Source organism: Streptomyces sp. NPDC014734 (assembly GCF_043083325.1).
GTDB lineage: Bacteria > Actinomycetota > Actinomycetes > Streptomycetales > Streptomycetaceae > Streptomyces.
This window is the reverse complement of the sequence record NZ_JBIBYN010000002.1, coordinates 73,799-93,068: the sequence shown is the minus strand read 5'-3', so window position 1 is coordinate 93,068 and position 19,270 is coordinate 73,799. Positions and strand designations below refer to the sequence as shown.

The 19,270-nt window shown below is 68.7% G+C and carries 15 protein-coding genes; 6 read left to right on the top strand and 9 right to left on the bottom strand.

The annotated features are described in order from the left end of the window. Nucleotides 1–6: 6 nt before the first annotated feature. From ACF1CT_RS04335 to ACF1CT_RS04325, 3 genes are read right to left on the bottom strand one after another with little or no spacing between them, the layout of a single operon-like run. The gene (locus ACF1CT_RS04335) at nt 7–1,806 is read right to left on the bottom strand and encodes a DUF4254 domain-containing protein (protein WP_391782235.1); all 1,800 of its coding nucleotides are present in this window, start codon (nt 1,804–1,806) and stop codon (nt 7–9) included. Continuing rightward, nucleotides 1,803–2,450 carry a hypothetical protein gene (locus ACF1CT_RS04330; protein ID WP_391782234.1) on the bottom strand — a complete coding sequence of 216 codons (648 nt, stop codon included), beginning with the start codon at nt 2,448–2,450 and terminating at the stop codon, nt 1,803–1,805. The genes ACF1CT_RS04335 and ACF1CT_RS04330 overlap by 4 nt, the downstream gene beginning before the upstream one ends. A 3-nt stretch (nt 2,451–2,453) precedes the next feature. Next, nucleotides 2,454–2,921 (bottom strand): NUDIX domain-containing protein, encoded by a 468-nt coding sequence (locus ACF1CT_RS04325; protein ID WP_391782233.1) that lies wholly within the window; start codon nt 2,919–2,921, stop codon nt 2,454–2,456. A 275-nt stretch (nt 2,922–3,196) separates the two neighbouring features. Between ACF1CT_RS04325 and ACF1CT_RS04320 the strand changes: the two genes are divergently transcribed. From ACF1CT_RS04320 to ACF1CT_RS04310, 3 genes are read left to right on the top strand one after another with little or no spacing between them, the layout of a single operon-like run. Further along, the gene (locus ACF1CT_RS04320; RefSeq protein WP_391782232.1) at nt 3,197–4,270 is read left to right on the top strand and encodes a helix-turn-helix domain-containing protein; all 1,074 of its coding nucleotides are present in this window, start codon (nt 3,197–3,199) and stop codon (nt 4,268–4,270) included. Nucleotides 4,271–4,295: 25 nt separating this feature from the next. Next, nucleotides 4,296–4,865 carry an isochorismatase family cysteine hydrolase gene (locus tag ACF1CT_RS04315; protein ID WP_391782231.1) on the top strand — a complete coding sequence of 190 codons (570 nt, stop codon included), beginning with the start codon at nt 4,296–4,298 and terminating at the stop codon, nt 4,863–4,865. Between the two features lie 4 nt (nt 4,866–4,869). Beyond that, nucleotides 4,870–5,784, top strand: a complete 915-nt coding sequence (locus tag ACF1CT_RS04310) for an FAD-dependent oxidoreductase (RefSeq protein WP_391782230.1) — start codon at nt 4,870–4,872, stop codon at nt 5,782–5,784. A gap of 110 nt (nt 5,785–5,894) precedes the next feature. Here ACF1CT_RS04310 and ACF1CT_RS04305 read toward each other — a convergent pair whose 3' ends face one another. The 4 genes from ACF1CT_RS04305 to ACF1CT_RS04290 all read right to left on the bottom strand — a co-directional run bounded on the left by ACF1CT_RS04305 (nt 5,895) and on the right by ACF1CT_RS04290 (nt 11,377). Further along, nucleotides 5,895–7,613 carry a mobilization protein gene (locus ACF1CT_RS04305; protein WP_391782229.1) on the bottom strand — a complete coding sequence of 573 codons (1,719 nt, stop codon included), beginning with the start codon at nt 7,611–7,613 and terminating at the stop codon, nt 5,895–5,897. Next, nucleotides 7,610–7,951 (bottom strand): plasmid mobilization relaxosome protein MobC, encoded by a 342-nt coding sequence (locus tag ACF1CT_RS04300; protein ID WP_391782228.1) that lies wholly within the window; start codon nt 7,949–7,951, stop codon nt 7,610–7,612. The genes ACF1CT_RS04305 and ACF1CT_RS04300 overlap by 4 nt, the downstream gene beginning before the upstream one ends. A 314-nt stretch (nt 7,952–8,265) precedes the next feature. Further along, nucleotides 8,266–9,603, bottom strand: a complete 1,338-nt coding sequence (locus ACF1CT_RS04295) for a hypothetical protein (protein WP_391782227.1) — start codon at nt 9,601–9,603, stop codon at nt 8,266–8,268. Nucleotides 9,604–9,856: 253 nt separating this feature from the next. Next, on the bottom strand, nt 9,857–11,377 hold the full coding sequence (locus ACF1CT_RS04290) for a DnaB-like helicase N-terminal domain-containing protein (protein WP_391782226.1): 1,521 nt from the start codon (nt 11,375–11,377) through the stop codon (nt 9,857–9,859). A gap of 322 nt (nt 11,378–11,699) precedes the next feature. Between ACF1CT_RS04290 and ACF1CT_RS04285 the strand changes: the two genes are divergently transcribed. The 3 genes from ACF1CT_RS04285 to ACF1CT_RS04275 all read left to right on the top strand — a co-directional run bounded on the left by ACF1CT_RS04285 (nt 11,700) and on the right by ACF1CT_RS04275 (nt 14,401). Then, nucleotides 11,700–12,194 carry a helix-turn-helix transcriptional regulator gene (locus ACF1CT_RS04285; protein ID WP_362377473.1) on the top strand — a complete coding sequence of 165 codons (495 nt, stop codon included), beginning with the start codon at nt 11,700–11,702 and terminating at the stop codon, nt 12,192–12,194. A 171-nt stretch (nt 12,195–12,365) separates the two neighbouring features. Next, the gene (locus ACF1CT_RS04280) at nt 12,366–12,662 is read left to right on the top strand and encodes a helix-turn-helix domain-containing protein (RefSeq protein ID WP_391782225.1); all 297 of its coding nucleotides are present in this window, start codon (nt 12,366–12,368) and stop codon (nt 12,660–12,662) included. Further along, entirely contained in the window at nt 12,659–14,401 is a 1,743-nt protein-coding gene (locus ACF1CT_RS04275; RefSeq protein WP_391782224.1) for a tyrosine-type recombinase/integrase, read from the top strand. The genes ACF1CT_RS04280 and ACF1CT_RS04275 overlap by 4 nt, the downstream gene beginning before the upstream one ends. A gap of 88 nt (nt 14,402–14,489) precedes the next feature. Here ACF1CT_RS04275 and ACF1CT_RS04270 read toward each other — a convergent pair whose 3' ends face one another. Both ACF1CT_RS04270 and ACF1CT_RS04265 read right to left on the bottom strand, forming a co-directional pair. Continuing rightward, the gene (locus tag ACF1CT_RS04270; protein WP_391782223.1) at nt 14,490–17,039 is read right to left on the bottom strand and encodes a DEAD/DEAH box helicase family protein; all 2,550 of its coding nucleotides are present in this window, start codon (nt 17,037–17,039) and stop codon (nt 14,490–14,492) included. Further along, nucleotides 17,039–19,141 carry a site-specific DNA-methyltransferase gene (locus ACF1CT_RS04265; protein ID WP_391782222.1) on the bottom strand — a complete coding sequence of 701 codons (2,103 nt, stop codon included), beginning with the start codon at nt 19,139–19,141 and terminating at the stop codon, nt 17,039–17,041. The genes ACF1CT_RS04270 and ACF1CT_RS04265 overlap by 1 nt, the downstream gene beginning before the upstream one ends. Nucleotides 19,142–19,270: the final 129 nt, after the last annotated feature.

The window sequence follows — 19,270 nt, the reverse complement described above, 5'->3', positions numbered from 1 at the left end:
GGCCGTTCAGGCAGCGAGCTGGGCGGCGTACCAGGTGAGAAGCTGATCGACGGCCGTGGTGACGGGCTTGAGTACGAGCTCGGTGTCGCCGTCGCGCCAGGCACTGGCGATCTCGGCCAGGGAGGGCACCGACACGGCGAGCATGCCCGGCATGCGGGAGGCTGCGGCGAGAATCCGGTCGGGGCCGGACTCCCACTGGTTGTGCTCACGCAGGAGGAGGCGGCAAGCAAGCACGAGGTGCTTGTAGAGCTGTCGCAGGGTGGTCGGATCCGCATCGGCGCGCAGGCGGCGCATGGTCAGGATGACCTGCGGGAGTTCGCGTACGGCGGCGAACGCGAGCTCGTCTCGGCCGATCGTCGGCAGTTCGAGGCCGGGCGCGGTGTGCAGGACGGGGCTGCCCTGCTGGAGCTGGTGGAGGACGAATGCCAGGCGCGGGGTGAGGCGTCGGGCGGTCAGTTCGCCAGGGGTGACGAAGGTGGGGCCGAGGGAAGCCGCACCGCCCAGGGCGGTCCGGTACTGCTCCAGGGCCTCGTGGACCCGCCCGATGGCCTCGTGTCCGGCGATCACGAGGAGGTCCAGGTCGGACCAGCCGGCGATCCAGCTGCCCTCGCCAGGGCTGCCGGTCAGGGCGACGAGCCGGACGCCGGGGCCGTATGCCCGTACCGCGTCGGTGAAGTCGGCCGTCGCCGAGGCGACAGTGGCCGACAGGCCCAACCCGTACGGGGTGGCCACGCGCAGCGCCGCAGTGGCGGGCGGGGCGGCAATGCGCCGGAGGCGGGCGCGGAGGGCGGCGACGCTTCCCGTGTTGTCGATGACGTGGTCGGCGAGTGCGGCGACCTGGTGGGCGCCACGACTCATCTTGATCTCGTCCTTCGCGGCGACGGCCTGGGCCGACGTCCCGGACCGCTCGACGCGTACGGCGAAGAAGGCGTCTAGGTAGACAATCTGGAGCGTGTCGCCCATGAGTTGCTTGAGCTCAGCGATCGACGCGTCGTCGTGGACGGACTCGATGGTGAACAGCCGCATGTCGACGTGAGCGTCCGCGAAGCGGTTCAGCTCGCCGAGCAGCAGTTCGGCCTGCCGACGGGCCGAGAGCGCGTACGGGTCCGCCAGGCCCTCCCGGTGGGCCGCCTGCCGCAGCAGGAAGCCGATCTTGAGGCGCTGGGCACCGCACGTTCGCTGGACGAACTCGGCACTGGTGCTCTTGCCGCACTCGCTCAGCCCACCGAAGGCGAGAACCCGGTGCAGGTGCCGGCTCGGCCTGACCTCCATCGGGGCGGCGTCGTCCCGGCCGTACAGCTTGAAGCGGGCCGGTACGGGAAGCCGACGGCGGCCGGCCACGACATCGGCGACCAGCACGTCGAGGGCGGCGCACAGCTCCTCGCGCTGGCCGTGGAGGGCAGGGACGCGCCGGAGGGCCGGCTCGTCCTGGGCCGCCGCCCGCTCGCTGTGCCAGATCCGCAGCGTCAGGACCGACAGGCGGTCGACGACGGAGGCGAGCGTCTCGGTGTGCAGCGGCGCGTCGGCGCGGCCCGCGTCCGCCAGCGAGCCGAGGACCTCGTCGGCCCGCTCGGCCAGCGCGTTGCGTTCGGCGTTGAGCTGGTCGATCTCCCGCTTGCAGTCGGCGACCTGGGAGGCGGAGAGCAAGGCGCCGCGCACACGGTCCTCGGCGTTCCACAGGCGCCCGTTGACGGTGTGGAGCCGGGTGACGGTGTCGTCCAGGCGGTGCCGGTCCTTGTCCTGGAGAGTGGCGATGGCGCGGGCCAGACCCGGTGGCAGGACAAGGGGCGGGGAGTTCTGGGTCATCGGGGACTCCCGTCGGTGAGTCGTGGAAGGCCGACATGGCTGAGTACGTCGGCGTGGACGTCGTCCAGCGAGCGGCCCTCGCAGTCGACGACCGCGGTGTATGCGCCGTGGTCGACCTGGTGGAGCAGGACCGCGTGCAGCGTTTTCTGATAGGCCGGGTACACCCCGGTCCAGGGGCGGCCCTCGCGGGCGCTGGTGATGGCATAGCTGCGCTCGGCATCGAGGGACGGGAGCAGGAGGATCGCGGTCTCCGATGCGATGACCCGCGAACCAGCGATGCCCGTCACGGTCTTGAACGCCTCGCCGACCGTCAGCCCGTCCTTGACCACGCACGTCGCGGTGGCCACGGCGAGGAGCATGGGCAGGCCCCGGTCCAGCAGGCCAGTACGCCCGGCCTCGCGGGCGGCGGCCCGCTTGGCGTGGCCGGCGAGCAGCATCTCGGTCAGCTCGACCGTCGTGGACATCTCGAACCACCACCGGGCGTAGTCGCCGGCCGCCACCCGTGCCCACGGCTCGGGGTCGTGCTCGTGGACCGACCCCAGCGGCTGGAAGCCGTCCCAGTGCCCGGCCAGCCGCACCAGGTGGGTCGTCTTGCCCACGTTGTCAGGGCCGTTGAGGCTGACGAAGTCCGGGACCTGGGCCATTGCTCACGCCTCGCGGATCGGGGTGTCGAGGACGGAGACGATCGCGTCCGTGTTCGCGGCGATGAAGTCGGCGAGCTCCGGCGGCATCAGGTTCAGCTCACGGACGGCCTCGGAGGTGAACGGCACCCGGACCACCTCGTACCCGCCCCGCTCCGGCTTGGAGAACTCCGTCCCCGTACGCGCGGCCAGGTCCATCGACTCCAGGCGCGCGGCGAAGATGTGCTGCACGCCGACGCCGCTCTCCAGCTCGTCGGTGATCAGGTGGACCAGCTCGGCGCGCTCCAGCTTGCCGCCCAGCTCCTCGAACACCTCCCGATGCAGGGCCGCCTCGATGGTCGCGTCGTCCTCCTCGACCCCTCCGCCGACCGACACCCAGTACGGCTCCCTCCCGGGCTTGGTGCGCTTGATCAGGATCAGCTCGTCGCCATCGAGGAGGATGGCGCGGGCGTTGCGCTTGACGATGTCGGTCATGCCGTTTGCTCCTTCTGGTGGTGGTACAGGAGAGAACGGGCGGAGGGCCGCCTGGTCGCGGTCGGCGCCTCTCCGGCTCGGTGAACTCAGCATGGTGCAGGTCGGTGACGGGGTGTGACGTAGACGTGCTGCAGCAATGCCGCAGCGCTGCTGAACACGGCTGGCTACGCTGGGCGTTTGGGCGTTCCACCGGGTGACGGACAGGGGGTACGACGGTGGTCACGGTGCAGCGATGGTCCGGCCGGGAAGCCCGGCTGTTACGCGATGCCCTGCGCATGAGCCTGCGGGACTTCGCCGCCTACCTGGGTGTGAGCGACCGGACCGTGTCGAACTGGGAAGGTGGCGGGGCGAGTTACCAGCCCCGTGGTGAATCCCAGGCCGTCCTCGACACCGCGCTCGGCCGCGCGCCGGACGACGCGAAGGCGCGGTTCGCCGCAGCATTCGGAGCGGACGACGTCGCTCCACCCGTCACAGGCCGGATCGGAGTCGACTCCCACAAGTTCCTGCCGGTCTTCATCGGCGTCGAGCGCGCTGGCCGGCTCCGCGCGCATATGACGCCGAGCGCGGGCGACCAGTGGCTGGAGTCCTCCTCGGCCCGCGTGGACCACCCCGAAGCGCAGGACTGCGTTCTGCACGTCTTCGCGTGCGGAGCCGCCGTCTTCCACCTCGTCCAACCGCACGAGCCTTCCGCGCTCACCGACCTCGCTGTCTGGCGCTACCGTTCGTACGCCTCCGACCTGCCCTGGGCGCGGAACAAGCTCCGCGACCTCTTGGAGGAGGACCACGACCGCATCCCCAACCCCGAGTACGTCCTCTCCCTTTACTGGCTTGCCTCCGCGCCCTGGGCCGGAGACGCCTACGACACCGCCCTGCGCCTGCTGTCCACGCCCTCGGTTCTGGTCGACCGCGGCGCCCCGGGCGGGCCCGCACCCCTGGACGGCACGGTCGAGGCATCGCTCCTCGCCAGCGGCTTCGACCACCCGGACATCGTGTCCTTCGGCGTACGGGGAGTCTCCACCGGCTACGCCGGCTGGTCCGGCGTCGCCTACGCCTCCCACTCCCGCGAGCGCGGCCTCACCATCGACGAACTGGTCGCCTGCGAGCTGACCGTCCAGGCCCTGTGGTGCTTCACCCACCAGGTCCAGCAGATGATCGAGGACGGCCAGGACCCCTCCATGCCCGAGCAGTACGGCTGGCGCTTCCTGCGCGCCGCCACCTCCCGGCTCACCACCGCCCGCGCCCAGGAGACCGCACAACACGTCCTCATGCGGGAGGCCATCATGAAGACCAGCGGACTGGCCGAACGGCTGCGCGCCGCACAGGACGCTCTACGCGAGAGCGTCGGCTGAGAACCCTGGGCAGGAGAGATACCGGATGGACATCAGCAGCGCCGCGCTGATCGTGATCGACATGCAGAACGGCTTCGTGAACCACCACAGCCGCCACGCCGTGCCTGCGGTCTCCAGCCTGGTCGCCCAGTGGTCCGCCGCCGGACGACCCGTGATCTTCACCCGGTACTTCAACTATCCGGACAGCCCCTACGAGCGCTTCTTCCAGTGGCACCGGCTCCAGAAGGCGCCCGAGACCGACATAGTCCCCGAGCTCGCCGAGGCTGCCGCCCACGCACACGCGGTCGTCGACAAGACCGGGTACACGCTCCTCACCCCGGAAGCCGTCGAACTGATCCGCCGGTCCGGCTGGACCGACCTCGTCTTCTGCGGAATCGCCACCGAAAGCTGCGTCCTGAAGTCCGCCGCCGACGCCTTCGAGCACGGCTACGCGCCCTGGATCGTCACCGATGCCTGCGCCAGCGACGCCGGACTCGACGTCCACGACGCCGGCCTCCTCGTCGCTCGCCGTCTGATCGGAACCGGCCAACTCGTCACCACCGACCACGTGATCGGCCAACTCACTGCGTACGCCGGGGCCCCGGTGCTGGAATAGCCCCATGGCCGAAACGCTGTACGACACCGACCTGATCATCATCGGCGGCGGCCCGGCCGGCTGTGCCGCCGCCCGCATGGCCGCCAGCGTCGGCATGCGCTCGATCCTGATCGAGCCGGACCGGCTGTGCCGCAACCTCTACCGGATCCCGGCCCTGAACAACGTGCTCGGCGGCTACACCAGCGGCACCGAGCTCGCCGACTCCATCGTCGCGGAACTGAAGAGCACGGAGCTGTGTCGCCTCGAACTCGGCAGACACGTCACCGCACTCCGCGCCGACGACGACCAGGTGACCGCCACGGTCGACACCGGCACCCGCCTCACCGCCCCATACGCCATCGTCGCCACCGGCGTCGGCCCCCTCCAGCCCCGCGACACCGCGTGGATCACCGCTCCCGACGGCCTGAACCTGCCCCCGCTCTGGCAGGCCGAGGCGGACGATGCCGAAGGCCACACCCTCCTCGTCCTCGGCGGCGACCGCCCGATCGGCACCTTCCTGCGCGCCAACCCGACCACCGGCACCCGCCTGCTCGTGGCGTACCCGGCCGCCGACGCGTACAAGATCGAAGAGATCCGCGAAGACTCCCGCGTAACCCTCCTCCCCGTTGAGCACCTGATACTGAGCTGCGGAGAAGGCGCCCAGGTGTCAGCGGAAGCGGTAGGCCAGGACGGTGCCCGGCGGGCGGTCACGGCGGACGCCGCCTACCTCAGTATCGGAAACGCGCCCACCGCCCCACCCGGAGACCTGACCCGTGGCCCGGACGGATACTGCCCGCCCACCGACCAGCACCACCGTGTCATCGTGGCCGGCGACCTCCGCTCCGCCCGCTTCCAACGGATCATGACCGCCCTGGGCTCCGGAAGCGAGGCCGCACTACACGCTTACTACGCGGCTCGGGAGCTGCCTGCCAAGGGCTGACCACGGCAGTGCGGTACGGCGGCGAAGGAGAGTGTTCAGATCAGCATCGCTGCGCGTCATCCGCCCATGATGGCGAAGCAGCGACAAGCGGTACCGCTCGGTTTTACGGTTCAGCGCTGTCGCGGGGAACCGTTCGCGGGCCTGGTTCCGATGTGGGCGGGGTGTCCTGGCGCTGAGACGGCGCGGGCGCCGCTGGCGCGCCGGTCCTGGGAATTCTGGGGGTCAGCGGGGAGGTCGGCCATCCGCAGCAACCGCCACACGAGCACGTCGCTCACGCGTTCCGCCGTGCCCAGTTCTCGTAGGGCAGCTGCCTGGGTGAGCAGGGTGGTGGGGTTGTGGCCTGTGGTTCGGGCTTCGTGGAGGGTGGCTGCGAGGGCGGGCCAGCCGGGTTCGGCGAGGATGCGGTCGGCCAGTTCGGGCAGGGCGTGGCGTACGGCGGTGGCGTGGTGGCGTTGCCAGGAGGGGGCCAGGCGGCTGCCCTGCTGGTGGAGCAAGGCCATGGGGTGGCCGGCGGCGGCCGGGTAGGCGGCGCGAAGGTGTACGGCGGCTCGGTGGGCGGCTTCGGCCTGCTGGGCGTGCTGTTTCCTGGCGTGCCAGTGCGCGGTGGCGGTGATCAGGAAGATCAGCATGTCGATGACCATCGCGGTGGTGGCGCCGTCTTCACCTCGGCCGAGGGCCGGGCCGCTGTGGACGAGGCCGCGGGCGGCTCGGCGCAGGTCGTGGTCGTGGCTGCGGACGGCGCGGACGTGGGAACGGGAGGCGCGTTCGAACGCGGTGGCTGCTGCCTGGAGTTCGTGGCGGGTATGGGCAGCGGAGGTCTGGGCGAGGGCGTCAAGGACTTCGCCGGTGGCGGCGATCTGCGCGGCGATGACGCCGTCGTCACCGTGGTCGATGACGAGCAACGCCCGCCAGGCGGCGCTGGTGGTGCGCCGCCTGGCGGACGCGGGCCCGGTCACCGAGGGCAAGGCAGGCTGCTGGGTGGGGTCGTCCGGGTTCTGGGTCCAGCGTTCGCGGATACGGGGTAGGGAGAGGTCCGGGGCGAGCTTGGAGCCGGAGTAGAAGACCGGATCGCCCTTGCCGTTGCGGTCGCCGGGGAGGGCGACGGTGTAGCCGAGGGTGTCGCCCGACGGCGCGATACGGCGCCGGACGAGCAGGCCGGCCGCGCCGAGGCGGTCGAAGAACTCCTCCTCGCCCGCCGCACCGGCCACCGAGCGACGGACCGCCTCCCGCAGCTCCTCGCGCGGGGTGCGCTGTCGGCCGCGGCGTTCGGTCTTGTGGCGCTCGGCGCTGGTGGGCTGCTTGGCGGCAGTGCCATCGCCGGGTGTGATCCGGCGCAGGCCGTAGTCCGCTTCGATGAGGCGGGCCTCGGTCTGGGCGCGGCGGGCTTCGTTGTGCAGGCGGGGCCGTGGGCCGTCGTCGCGGACCAGGGTGGCGATGATGTGGATGTGGTCGTCGGCGTGCCGGACGGCTGCCCACCGGCAGGCGGCATCGTCGCCGTCGGGGGCGATGCCGGTGGCGGCGACCATGCGGCGGGCGATGGCTGCCCAGGCGTCGTCGGACAGCATCGGGTCTTCGGGGCTGGCACGTACGGACAGGTGCCACACGTGCTTCTTGGGGCGTCGGTCGGCGGGCAGGGCGTTGACGGGCTGGTCGAGCAGCCGCTGAAGCTGCCCGTAGGTGGCCTGCGGGTCGCGGCCGGGGTCGGGAGTGAGCGGGTCGAAAGCCGTCACCAGGTGCGGGTCGGTGTGCTCTTCGTGGGTGCCGGGACCGTACAGATAGCGGATCAGGCCGATCGTCTCGCTGCCGCGCTTGTGGATGCGGGGGATCACGCCGGGGCACCGCCGTCCCGGTGGGCGAGCAGAGCATCGGCGGCATCCTCCATCCGGCGGGCCGCGCTCAGGACGGCCTGGGCGGTGGCGTCGAGGTGGGGTGCGTCGGCACCGGAGTTGAGGGCCTTGGTGACCTGGTTGAACAGGCCGTGGATGCGGCCCAGATGTCGGCGCGCGGCGAACACCTCGCTGAGGACTTCCCGTTCGGTGGCGATCTCGGCAGCGGTGCGGGTCAGGTCGCGGGCGGCCTTGTCGACGGCGTAGGCGAGGAAGGCGGCGTTGGTCATCTGGCACGTAGCTGCTGCGTCGGTGAAGCGCTTGTACTCGGCGTCGTTCATGCGGCAACTGGGCTGGTGTAGGCGTTTGCGGGGCTTTGTCTGGCGGGCGCGCTGACGCCGCCGCGAAAGGGATTCGGCCTGCTGCCCCCCTCCAGGCTGCGGTCCGCCCTCGGCCGCAGCCTGCCGGTTCGGTGCCCCCTGGCGCAGGACCGGTCCCGCCACCCCTGGGGCGGGAGCTCCGGGAGCATTGCTCCCGGGACAACTTGCTCCGCCTGTTGCTGGGGTGGTGGTCGGCTGCTGCTGGGACGCGGCGGGTTCGTGGTGGGGAACGTGCACTGGTATCTCCGTTTCAGGCCATTGCTGCGGTCTCGGAATCAGACATCCGTGCGCGTGGCCCCGAGCTGGGACTTGAACTCGCGGACGACTCGGCCTGCGTCGTTGCTGGAGACGCTGTAGCCAGCGTCGCGCACGGCGTCCTCTACTCGGTCGCGTCCGACGCGGCCGGTCTCCTCGTACATGCGGCGGGTGAAGTCGAGGATGACTTCGTCGGAGGCGCTGGACTTGCGGCCGGACTGTTTCGCCTTCGGCGGGTGGTACTTGGCCGATGGGCTGTGTGAGGCACTGCCCGTGGGCGGCGGAACTGCTTCTCGCAGGCGGGTCATCGGGCCGGAGCGGGCAATGGGACTCGGGCGGGAATCCGGGCAGGGTTTCCCATCGACCAGATCTGATGGGTGCGGGCGGGCGCGGTCTTCTGCCCGCCCGCCGCAGTCCGCCAGTGCGTCGGCTTCTGCCCGATAGGAACCGGGCCGTGCTGCGGGCAGGTCGACCGGCTGCCCGACGAGCGTGGCCCAGCGCTCGGGCAGGTCGATGGTGGCCAGGGCGGCTGCTTGGCGGCGGGTGGCGAGCTGACGCAGCAGCTGTTCGTTGCGGAGTGGGTCGGCGTCGATGCCGGAGCGGGCGAGGGCCTTGGACAGACGACGCACGGTACGCCGGCCTGCCCGTTTGGTCCGCTGCCCGGGCGTCATCTCGGCAAGGCGGGCGGCGAGGGTGACTGCCCGCTGTGTGGCCCGGTCGCTGATGATCTGAGCGGCGCCCTGGTACTGCTCGACGATCCGCAGACGGGCGAGCAGCCGCTCGCGGGCCTGCCGTGTGAGGACGGCGGCGAGTCCGCAGGAAGTGGCGTCGGGAGTGCGCTGGCGGAGCTCGATGCCCATGGCCAGGTGCCACAGCACGGCTGCCATCACCGGGCCGGTGAAGGCGCGTACTGTGCCGCCGACCGGTCCGGCTTCGGCGTAGGCGGGGATGGTCTGCATAGCGGTGATCACCCAGACGAGGACCCCGGGCAGGCCGGCCGCCTGCCTCGACCCGTGCAGGTTTTGCCGGGCCATCAGCGCCATCGAGAACAGGGCGAGTTCCGCGGCGGCGAACATCGCGGCGCGCTCGGCGGTGTTGCGCATGTCGAGGTAGTGGGTGGCGAACCGCCAGCTGGTGTCCGCACTGTAGGCGGTGCACACGAGCGCCGCCACGGTGGCGGTGACGACGGCAGCCGAGAGACGCCGCTTCCGATTGCGGGGGAGGTACCGGCCGCGTCGGGCCCTCAGGCCCGCGAGCAGAGCGCCGGCGGCGACGGCCAGGACGGCCGCGGGCAGGAGCAGGCTGTCGGCGTACGGGAGCGAGGTGGTGGCGAGTGTTTCGGATATTGCGGGCGGCATGTGCGGATCTACTCCGAGGGAGGGCTGGGAAGTCGATCACGGCGTTCACGGAGGGGGCGTACACGCGGGGCCCCCTTCCAAAGGGGGCCCCGCGCGTGATCGCTTGGGACCGTGTACGGCGTGGACGCTCGCGTGATCGCTCTACCTGCGGTTTTGCGTTGAGCGTGTGGGCTGTGAGCGGTTCACGAGGGTGTGCGGGCGTGGGAGCCGCGTGTACGGTCGCGTGAACGCTTCGAGGGGGCTGGTGAGGGGGTCAGCCGACGGAGGTGAGGTGGCGGGCGGAGGCGTAGTAGCGGGCCTGCTGACCGCCTCCGACACCTCCGGCGATGCCGTCGGCCTTGGTAGCCAGGCCGCTGTCGACGAGGCGGCCGAGGTGGCGCCGCGCCTTCTCGATGTCGGCTCGTTCGGGATCGCCGCCGCCGATGAGGATGGTCGCCAGGTCGCGTGCGGTCAGCCCGCCTGGGGCGTTGCGCAGCAGGACGGCGGGGTCCTTGGTGGGGTCGACGGTTGTGGTGCCGCGCACGTGGTCGTGGGTGACGTCCAGCGGGCCGACTTCGCCGGTAGGGGTCTTGAGGTGATGCAGGGTGACCGCCGGGTCGCCTGCGCGGCCGGTGACGAACAGGACGCTGCCTGCGCCAGCGGTGATCCAGGTGGAACCGTAGACCTGGTCCAGGTTGGGGCGCTGGCCACGTGGGGCGTCTGCGGTGGCCTTGCGCTGGTGGTGCAGCTCCAGGATCTCCACTCCGTTGCGCAGGGCGCGCATACGGGCGTTGTGGAAGGCGACCGCGAGGCTGTCGTCGACCATCGTGCTGACCGCATCCTTGAGGCTGTCGATCACGATGGTGTCGGCCTGGTGGGCGGCGGCGAGGTCGGCGAGGAGGTCGGGCTCCTTGTCGAGGGTGGCCGGCAGCGGGCCCTCCCAGACCACGAGCCGCTCGCGCAGGATCTTCTCGTCGGTGGGGAAGACGCGGCGGGCCATGGCTTTGGCGATCTGCTTGGGGCGGTCCATCGCCAGGTAGAGCACGCGTCGGCTGGGGGCGACGGGCATCTCCAGGACGGTCTCCTGAAGGCCGAGGCGGGCGAAAATCACCTGGTGGGCCAGGGTGGTCTTGCCGACGCCCGGTGCGCCGACGATCATCAAACTCTCGCCGGGAGCCCAGACGGTCTTCTCGCGCGTGCCCCACAGCGGCTCGGTATCCGCGCCGCTCTCTTTGACGAACGACCACCCGTCTGTGGCGAAGCGCGACAAGCGCCCCTGCCCCGAGGCGAGCGCGCGCTCGCGTTCGGCGCGTACGTCCGCTTCGGCCTCGCTGCGGATTGCCTCGGGATCCGCGCTGGGCTCCTGGGCCCGCTGGAGGGTGCGTAGGGCGGAGGTCACCAGGCGGCGCAGGTCGGCCTTCTCGCGGACGATCTCCGCGTGGTACTCCGCGCTACCGGTGCCGTAGGGCACGTTGGCGAGCTGGGAGACATAGGCGGGACCGCCCACGCGTTGCAGGTCACCTTGCTGTCGGAGCAGCTCGGTGAGGACGATCGGGTCGGTCGGCCTGTCCTCGCGGTGCTGGGCGAGAAGCGCGCGCCAGATGGTCTCGTGCGCGGGCCGGTAGAAGGCGTCGTCCCCGAGGATGGGCCGGAGCGCGTCGATGATGTCGGCTTTATGCATACAGGCGCCGAGAACCGCGCACTCGGCGTCCAGGTTGAACGGAGGCTCCATCGGCATGGAGCCCTCACCGAAGCGGGATGGCATCTGGGATGGCAGGGTCGTACCCTGGGGCATGGAGCTCCTTCACCCGGCAGGCCATTACGGGGCGGCAACCCCGGCCTCGGGTTTCGATCGTTCAGGGATGGATGGTTGTGCGGTGGAGCCTCTACTTCGGCCCCGGTGTTCGTAGCACCGGGGCCGCTTGCGTGTGCGGATTCGTCCACCGCTGTACGGCGGAACACGACCATAGCCGAGATTTTCGGCAACGCAACGCCTTGCATTTCACTCCGCAACGATGTTTAGTTGTGGACGCTGGCCCCGGTGGACCCGATGTCGCGTGAAGGGGGTGCGAGTGAGCAGTGAGAAAGGCGCGGAGCGCGCCGGCCCCGGTCGCCCGGTGCCGGAGGATCACGTCGCCACACGCATCAAGCTGGAACGCGAGGTCCGCGGTTGGAGCACGGTGAAGCTCGCAGAGGAGATGGCCGCCGTCGGCCATCCGATCAACCAGTCCGCGATCTGGCGCATCGAGAGCGGCAAGCCCCGTCGCAGGGTCAACCTCGACGAGGCACTCGGCTTCTGCAAGGTCTTCGACCTCACCATGCAGGACCTGACCGGACCGCCAGGCGAACTGGCCACGCCCCGCATCCGCCAGCTCGCACGTGAGTACGTCCAGATGACACTGGAGTACCGCCACATGCGAGCAGCCATCGACCGGAACCAGATGGACCTGAGCGAGATCCAGAGGGAACTCGACGCCTACGGGGACAAGGGGCCCGAGTACAGAGGGCAGGTCGACGAACTCCTCAGGCTCGAAGAGCGGGCCCTGCAGAGGAGCATTCACCCGTCCCGGGCTCACCTGCGAAACCAAGGCCAGCCACCTGCTGGCGACTAGTCAGCCGCTGCTCCTTCCCACGGCGCTACGAACGCCGAGGAGCATCACTCGCGGCGACCTCCGCCGCCGATAACCATCCACCGACCCATCCATCCCTGAACGACGCCACCGGCCAGGCCGCCGGGAGTTGCCGCTCCCGCGTCGCCGCGAAGCCGGCGGGAGGAGTACCCCATGCCGCAGCCCGCCCTGCCCGTTTCCCAGATAGCCCAGCTCCTGGACGTACCCGAAGACGCCCTACGCACCCTGATGGCCGAGCGGCGATCCACCGGGGACATGACACTGGTAGCCCTCACCGTCGCCGAGGCCGCCCGCCGGATCGGCATCGGCCGCACCAAGCTGTACGAGTACGTCTCCTCCGGTGAGATCGCCTCGGTCAAGATCGGAAGCTTGCGCCGCATCCCAGCGGAGGCGGTGAACGACTTCCTCGCCCGCCGCCTGTCGGCGACCGACTTCGGGGCCGCCGCATGACGCGCGCCTCCGCACCGAAGTCCCGCCAGCCCAATGGCGCCTCGTCCATCTACCTCGGTAAGGACGGCCGCTGGCACGGTCGCGTCACCGTCGGCGTCAAGGACGACGGCACCCCGGACCGGCGCCACGTCAGCCGCAAGACCCGAGCAGAGGTCACCAAGGTCGTCCGCGAGCTGGAGCGCCAGCGTGACAAGGGCGCCGTCCGCAAGGCCGGCCAGTCGTGGACCGTGAAGACGTGGCTCACCCACTGGGTCGAGAACATCGCCGCCGCGCACGTCTCGGAGAACACGATCGACGGCTACCGCGTGGCGGTCTACCACCACCTCGTCCCCGGCCTGGGCGCCCACCGCCTGGAGAAGCTGGAGCTCGAGCACCTGGAACGCTTCTACAAGAAGATGCAGGACAACGGCAGCGCCGCCGGCACCGCCCACCAGGCTCACCGCACGATCCGCACGGCGCTGAACGAAGCCGTGCGTCGCCAACACCTCACCTCGAACCCGGCCTCCATCGCCAAGGCCCCCAAGGTCGAAGAGGAGGAGGTCGAGCCATACACGGTCGAAGAGGTCCAGCACCTGCTCGCCGAGGCCGCCAAGCACCGCAACACCGCCCGCTGGGTCATTGCGCTCGCCCTCGGCCTGCGCCAGGGCGAGGTCCTCGGCATGCAGTGGGACGACGTCGACTTCGAGCTCGGCGTCATCCGCGTACGCCGCGGCCGCCTGCGGCCCCGCTACAAGCACGGCTGCGGCGACCGCTGCGGACGCAAGCCCGGCTACTGCCCCCAGAAGATCAACACTCGCCGCGAGACGAAGAACGCCAAGTCCCGCGCCGTCCCCGAAGAGCTCCTCCAGCTCCTGCACCGGCACAAGGAGGACCAGGCCCGTGAGCGAACCATGGCCCGCGACCTCTGGACGGAGAAGGGGTACGTCTTCACCTCACCCATCGGCGAACCCTTGAACCCGAACACCGACTTCCACAGGTGGAAGGACCTGCTGAAGGCTGCCGGAGTTCGCGACGGCCGCCTTCACGACGCCCGTCACACCGCGGCCACGGTCCTGCTGATCCTCGGGATTTCCGACGCCGTCGTCGACAGCATCATGGGCTGGGAGCCCGGAAAGTCTGCTCGGATGCGGCGTCGCTACCAGCACATGACCGGCCCCGTCCTGCAGCAGACCGCCGCCAAAATCGGAGCCCTGCTCTGGGCCGCGCCTGCGGACGTCGCGGAGGAGACTGGCTCCCGTACCGCCGTGCGCTCCGGCCCTGCCTCGGTCGACTCAGCGGTCTACCTCGCCGACCTCGGCGGCCGACGCCTGGCCTTCGCCGCCCGCCAGCACGCGGAGCAAGTGGTTGCCCAGTGGAGCGAGGACCGGCCCGGCCAGGCGGCACAGGTCGAGGAGATGAGGCGGGAACACTGGGAGGCGAGAGGCGGAGCCCAGCTCATCCGCCACGAGATTCCCGACCGCCGGATGGTGCACCACGCTCATGCCGTGTTCCTGACGGGAGGTGAACGACTCAACGTCGGGAGTCCTGCCCGATGGTCGACATGGGCGTGGGACTTCGAGCCCGACCTGTACACCGACCTGCCGATGCGCTGGCACACTTCGCGTCGGCCCGGCCAGGAGATCGAGGCCCACGTGCGTGGTACGGACGAGGACGCGGTCTCGTCTGCCTACGTGGAGGCGTGCGCACAGGCCGTGGACCGGGCGCGGCACCCTGGGCGGCACGGCGATCCAGCTGTCTGAACCTGCCGGTGGGGCCCAGATCTCTAGGGCCGCACCGGCAACGGAGAATTCTCGTCACGCGCTACTTTGGGCTGGGCAGCCCGGCCTATTACTGGCCGAAACCCTTCAAAAACTCCCATGATCCCTGCGCGTCCTCGACATCCTGCTCCCCCACGAGGAGGTACTTCCAGAACACGTCGACGTCGGGAGAGGAATTTGCGGTGTTGGCCCACCGGCGGGCCGCCCGGCGTTTGGCGATGACTTCCTCAGAAGTCATATCCTTGTCAGCCTTCGTCTCCACCAGCCAGCCGATGTGCTTTCCATCCACCTCTTCGATGACGACGAAGTCGGGGTTGTAGTTCCGTCCCTCCGACGTCCAAGTAATGGGCACATCCTTTATGTGCAGACGTGCCCACACGATCACGTGCTTCCCACCCTCGATGGCGTTGGCTGCCTTGAACTCCGGCGCAGTGTCGAACCAGGCATGGCTGTAGAGGTTCTTGCTCCAGCCGTTGAACGCGATCGTTTTTTCGAAGGAACCATCGGCATGGCCGGCCATCTGGCGCTTGCGCGTCACGCGCGTCTTGCTGAGCGGGACGATCTCTACGTCATCGGCGTAGGAGACCTGGGCGGCCTGACTTGCCTCTCGGAGTGTCTTCGCAACCTCAGCGGCGAGACGCTGGCCGCACCGTTCAACGAAAGCGGAGAGGTGCTCGGTCGCTTTGTCGCCCATTGCCCCGATGAGGCGGTCGACGATGCGCTGAGCCGCGCCGAGCTCCAGTGGACGGTTCGGAACACCCTTGACGGACATAACGCGATGAATCAATGAGTTTCGTGTATCCGAGAGGGGGATATCGAGCGGCAGCGCGGAGACCACCGTGTCAGCGGCTGTTTCGGTGCTCACTATGGCAGTACGGCCGTCATGAGAAGCAACGATCTTGGTCCGCTTCAGCTCATCGGAATAGTCCATCGTGAGGGTGCAGCCAAGCCGCTCGAACGGAGCGTAGTCGGTGATGTCATTCAGGCTGACCGTGGCGGGTTGAGAAACCGAGATCAACAGGGGGATCAAGATGGGAGGTCTGTCGGGCAGGGGGGCGTACTCGACGATCCCGGAATTGTTGGCAGCGGCCTCTGCTGCCGCACGCGTCCGGGTCTCCACGTCCACAACGCCAGGCGTATCGGAGGCGGCCGGAGCAGGAGTCGTTGTGTTGGCCCCCGAGGACGAAGCCCTCTCAGAGCTTCGCCCGCTGCCTCCGTCGTCACCGAGTTCCACCGGGTCGCTCTGACCGGGCAGACCGATGACGACCGCATTGCTCTCGACTGTTTTCTGGCGCACCACAGAGCTGCCGTCGGCAAGTCGCCGAACTTCGGCGTAGGTGCCGTAGTCGATGAATGCCTCGTTGAGGACCTTCCGCTTCTCGAGCAGCTGGCCGTACTTCTCGTGGGCCAGGATTTCGAGCGTGTCGAGGATCTCGACGTTCGTGTAGTCCCCGAACGGAAGACGCATACCGCGACCGAGGGTCTGCTCGGTCATGACCTCCGAGACCGACGCCCTCATGGACGCAATCACGTATACGTTCTTGACGTCCCAGCCTTCCTTCAGCATGCCGACGCTGATGATAATGCGGATCGGCGAGTCGGGGTCCTCTACGGCTTGGAGATCGGCCAGTGCCTTCTCCTTGGCATCACCGGTAAGTTTCGAGTGGATCAGCAGTGTCTTCCCGACCCAGGAGCCACCGTCGAAGGAGGCAGTGTCGAGGACATTTCGAAACTCTACGGCTTCTTCGATGTTCCGGGCGATGACCAGCATCACGGGGTTGACTCGGGGCAGATCGTTTTCATCGCAATGGGCATCGGCGGCCTGGCCCTTGTAGCGCAACAGATTGACACCGTCGAGCAGTTTCGTCCCGATGTCCGAGCGGTCATCGCGACGAGCCACCATAACGGGGGTCTTCACGAGCCGGTCGGCGATCGCCGCTGCCAGCGGGTAGCGGAACGCGACGAGGGGCTCGTCCGCCCTCACGGGAGTTGCGGTCATGCCAACCACGAGTTGGGGCTTGAGGTCCCGAATAGTCCGGGAGAACGCCGGGCCGCGGTAGCAGTGGTGCTCGTCCGCCAGGATCACGAGGTCATCGAGTTGCGCGAGATAGTCGAAGAAGGACGTGCCCAGGTTTTCCAAGGGGACGTGCGTAGCGCGACCGTCGCCCGTGGCGGAGGTCAGCGCCTGAACGGTGAAGATGTAGAGCTTCGTGACCGTTGGGTCGTCGATCGCGGCCCGGGTGGCCGGCGTGTTGAAGTTGTCGGCCGTGATGACGTACGGGGCGGACCTGAGCATGCGGCGGAGCGACTTCGCGTTGCCGGCAGTGAAGTTGAGGACCGACTTATCGCGAATCGTCCTGCCGGGCGCTAGCAGCAGGAAGTTGCGCGCCGGTGTCTCGGCCCCAGCCAGGTACTCCATCAGGCCAGCCATGACGTAGGTCTTCCCGACGCCGGTGGCCGAATCCACGATGCATTCGTATGGCTCGGTCTTCTCCTGTACGTCGTAGTGGTCGGAAGTGCGAAGCAACACCGACTCGATCGCCTTGCGGTTCGGTTCACGCAGGGTGAGACGGTGGGCGACCTGGTCCAGGAGGTCAGGCTGAAACTGCAACACGCCCATCAGGCGCTCTCCCTTTCGGTTGCGGCGGCAGCGACCGCGGTCTCAGCCGAATCGTCCGCTTCTCGGGGCGAGGGCATGGAACGACCCGCGCCGAACGGCGACTTGCGGGCCGACTTGCGACGGTAGTTGTCGAGGACCTTATCGGGGATCAGTTCGAGTCGAGAGCCGCTGCGGGAGTCCTTCAGAGCCTCGGCCGCATCGTCTTGGATCTGGGTAGCCCACACCTCGACCATTTCGCCCTCGGCGAGCCTGTCGACGATGGAGGCGATCGTTCCTGGGCCGACCATGCCGTCGATAACGACGTACCTGACGCGGCCCTGCTTGCCGGCGAAGATGCCGTCCGGCTCGTAGGGAACCGACAGCTGGGCGCACATGACCTCTGCCAGGGCGCCCTGAGTGGCCCAGTCGGCAAGCAGGACCATCCCCGCCATCTCGACGAACATGGACTCGCCGACCTGGAGGTGGGTGAAGCTTCCTCCTCCGTGCCAGTTGTCCGTCGTGACGTCCTTGGTCTTGGTGGCCGCCTTCAGGACCTTGATGGTGGGGGCGTCGAGATCCGTGTCGACGCCCTTGGTCACCTTGGTGAGGAGCCGGTTGAACTCCTGGGCTTCTTCAGGGGACATACCGTTAGGCAGGCCGTGCTCCTCGTCTTCTCCATCGCTCACGGCAGAGACTCGCTCGGTGATGGTGGTGATGCCCCCAGGATCCTCTCCGTTGACGACCTTGGTGAGGCGAGGCAGCGTGTATCGGGTCACGGTTTCTGGCAGAAGCTCGCTGGTAACCCAACGGCGCCCCATCTTGTGTGCGACGGCCGCGGTGGTACCTGATCCGGCGAAGCAGTCCAGGACGATGTCGCCAGGATTCGACGCGATGTGGATGACGCGGGCCAGAAGGCGCTCCGGTTTCGGAGTCGCAAACGGATGCTCGTCGGGGAAAAGGGCCTTGATCTCGATTTTCCCGCGCAGGCTGCCTCCGACCTCACTGCCCAGCCAAAGCGTCTCGGGAACTCGGCCGTTGTCCTCGAGATGCTTCTTGCGCTGGATGCGTTCCCGCAGGCCGAGCATGACGATTTCGGGCCAGTTGCCAGCGTCGTAGCGGGCGCGAGCGTGCTTGACAGCCTCCTCGACGGACACCGCCAGCATGATCGCCGGCACACTGGCTTTGACCTTCTCTGGTGTCGTCCCGCAGATGCGTGCGCGCTCCGCTTCGTCGCCGATGTCACGCAGTTCGTAGGGCGCGTACTCCGACATCTGCTCCAACATCCACGACTGCGCTTTGCCCCAGCAGCGGCCCGCAGTCGGATACATCAGGCCCCCCGTGACAGGGTGCTGGATCGCGTAAACCATCGGATGGTTCGTTGATGCCTTGCCGGCGGTTGCATCCCCGTCACGCCACGGGACAGGGTCCCCGTCGCGCTGCTGGTACCGGCTTGTATTCGAGGCGGCAAGCCTGGGCATCCTGTTCGGGATCCAAGACTCGGAACTTCGATAGACCAGGATCGTGTCCTGCGAGGTCGACAGCAGCCTGGTGTCGTTCCGTGGCGAGTCCGCCTTCTGCCAGGCGACCTCAGCGACGAAGTTGTTCTCCCCGAGCTCCTCGTCGAGGACGACGCGGCATCGGTGCGACTCCATGTGGTCGAGGTGTACCCACACAGACGCCTCTTTCGCGAGCAACGGCCTGATCTGCCGGATCCGGTCCCGGAGGAGCGTGAGCCAGATCGAGTGCGTGATGTTGTCCTCGTACTGGGTGAACGCCTGGCCGGTGTTGAAGGGCGGGTCGATGTAGACCAGCTTGACCTTCCCGGCGTACTTCTCGGAGTACGTCGGGATCTTGGCAAGGGCATCCAGCGCGTGCATCGCGTCGCCGGTGATCAGGAGGTTGTCGGTGGTCGGCTGTGGCAGTTCCTCCGGCCGATTGTCCGGCGTCGGCGCCTCGACCCGTTCGACCTCGTGGAGGAGACGAACCTCGGAGACCCGGTAGTCCGTCGGGTCGACGAAGGTGTAGTCGTACTTGCCGTCCCCGGTCGACAAGAGCGTCTTGTCCTTGTCGGTCCAGGTCAGTTCGAGACGGCCCTGGTGTCGGGGCGTCGAGTTCGAGGCCATGCAGCGATCCCTTGCGGTGTGGAGATGACGTTGTCCATCTTGACGGAGTCCCCGTGAAGACGACGGAGAACCTCGACAGTGACCTGCTGCTACGTACCTGCCTCGCCCGTTCCTCCCGGGTGGCCACCG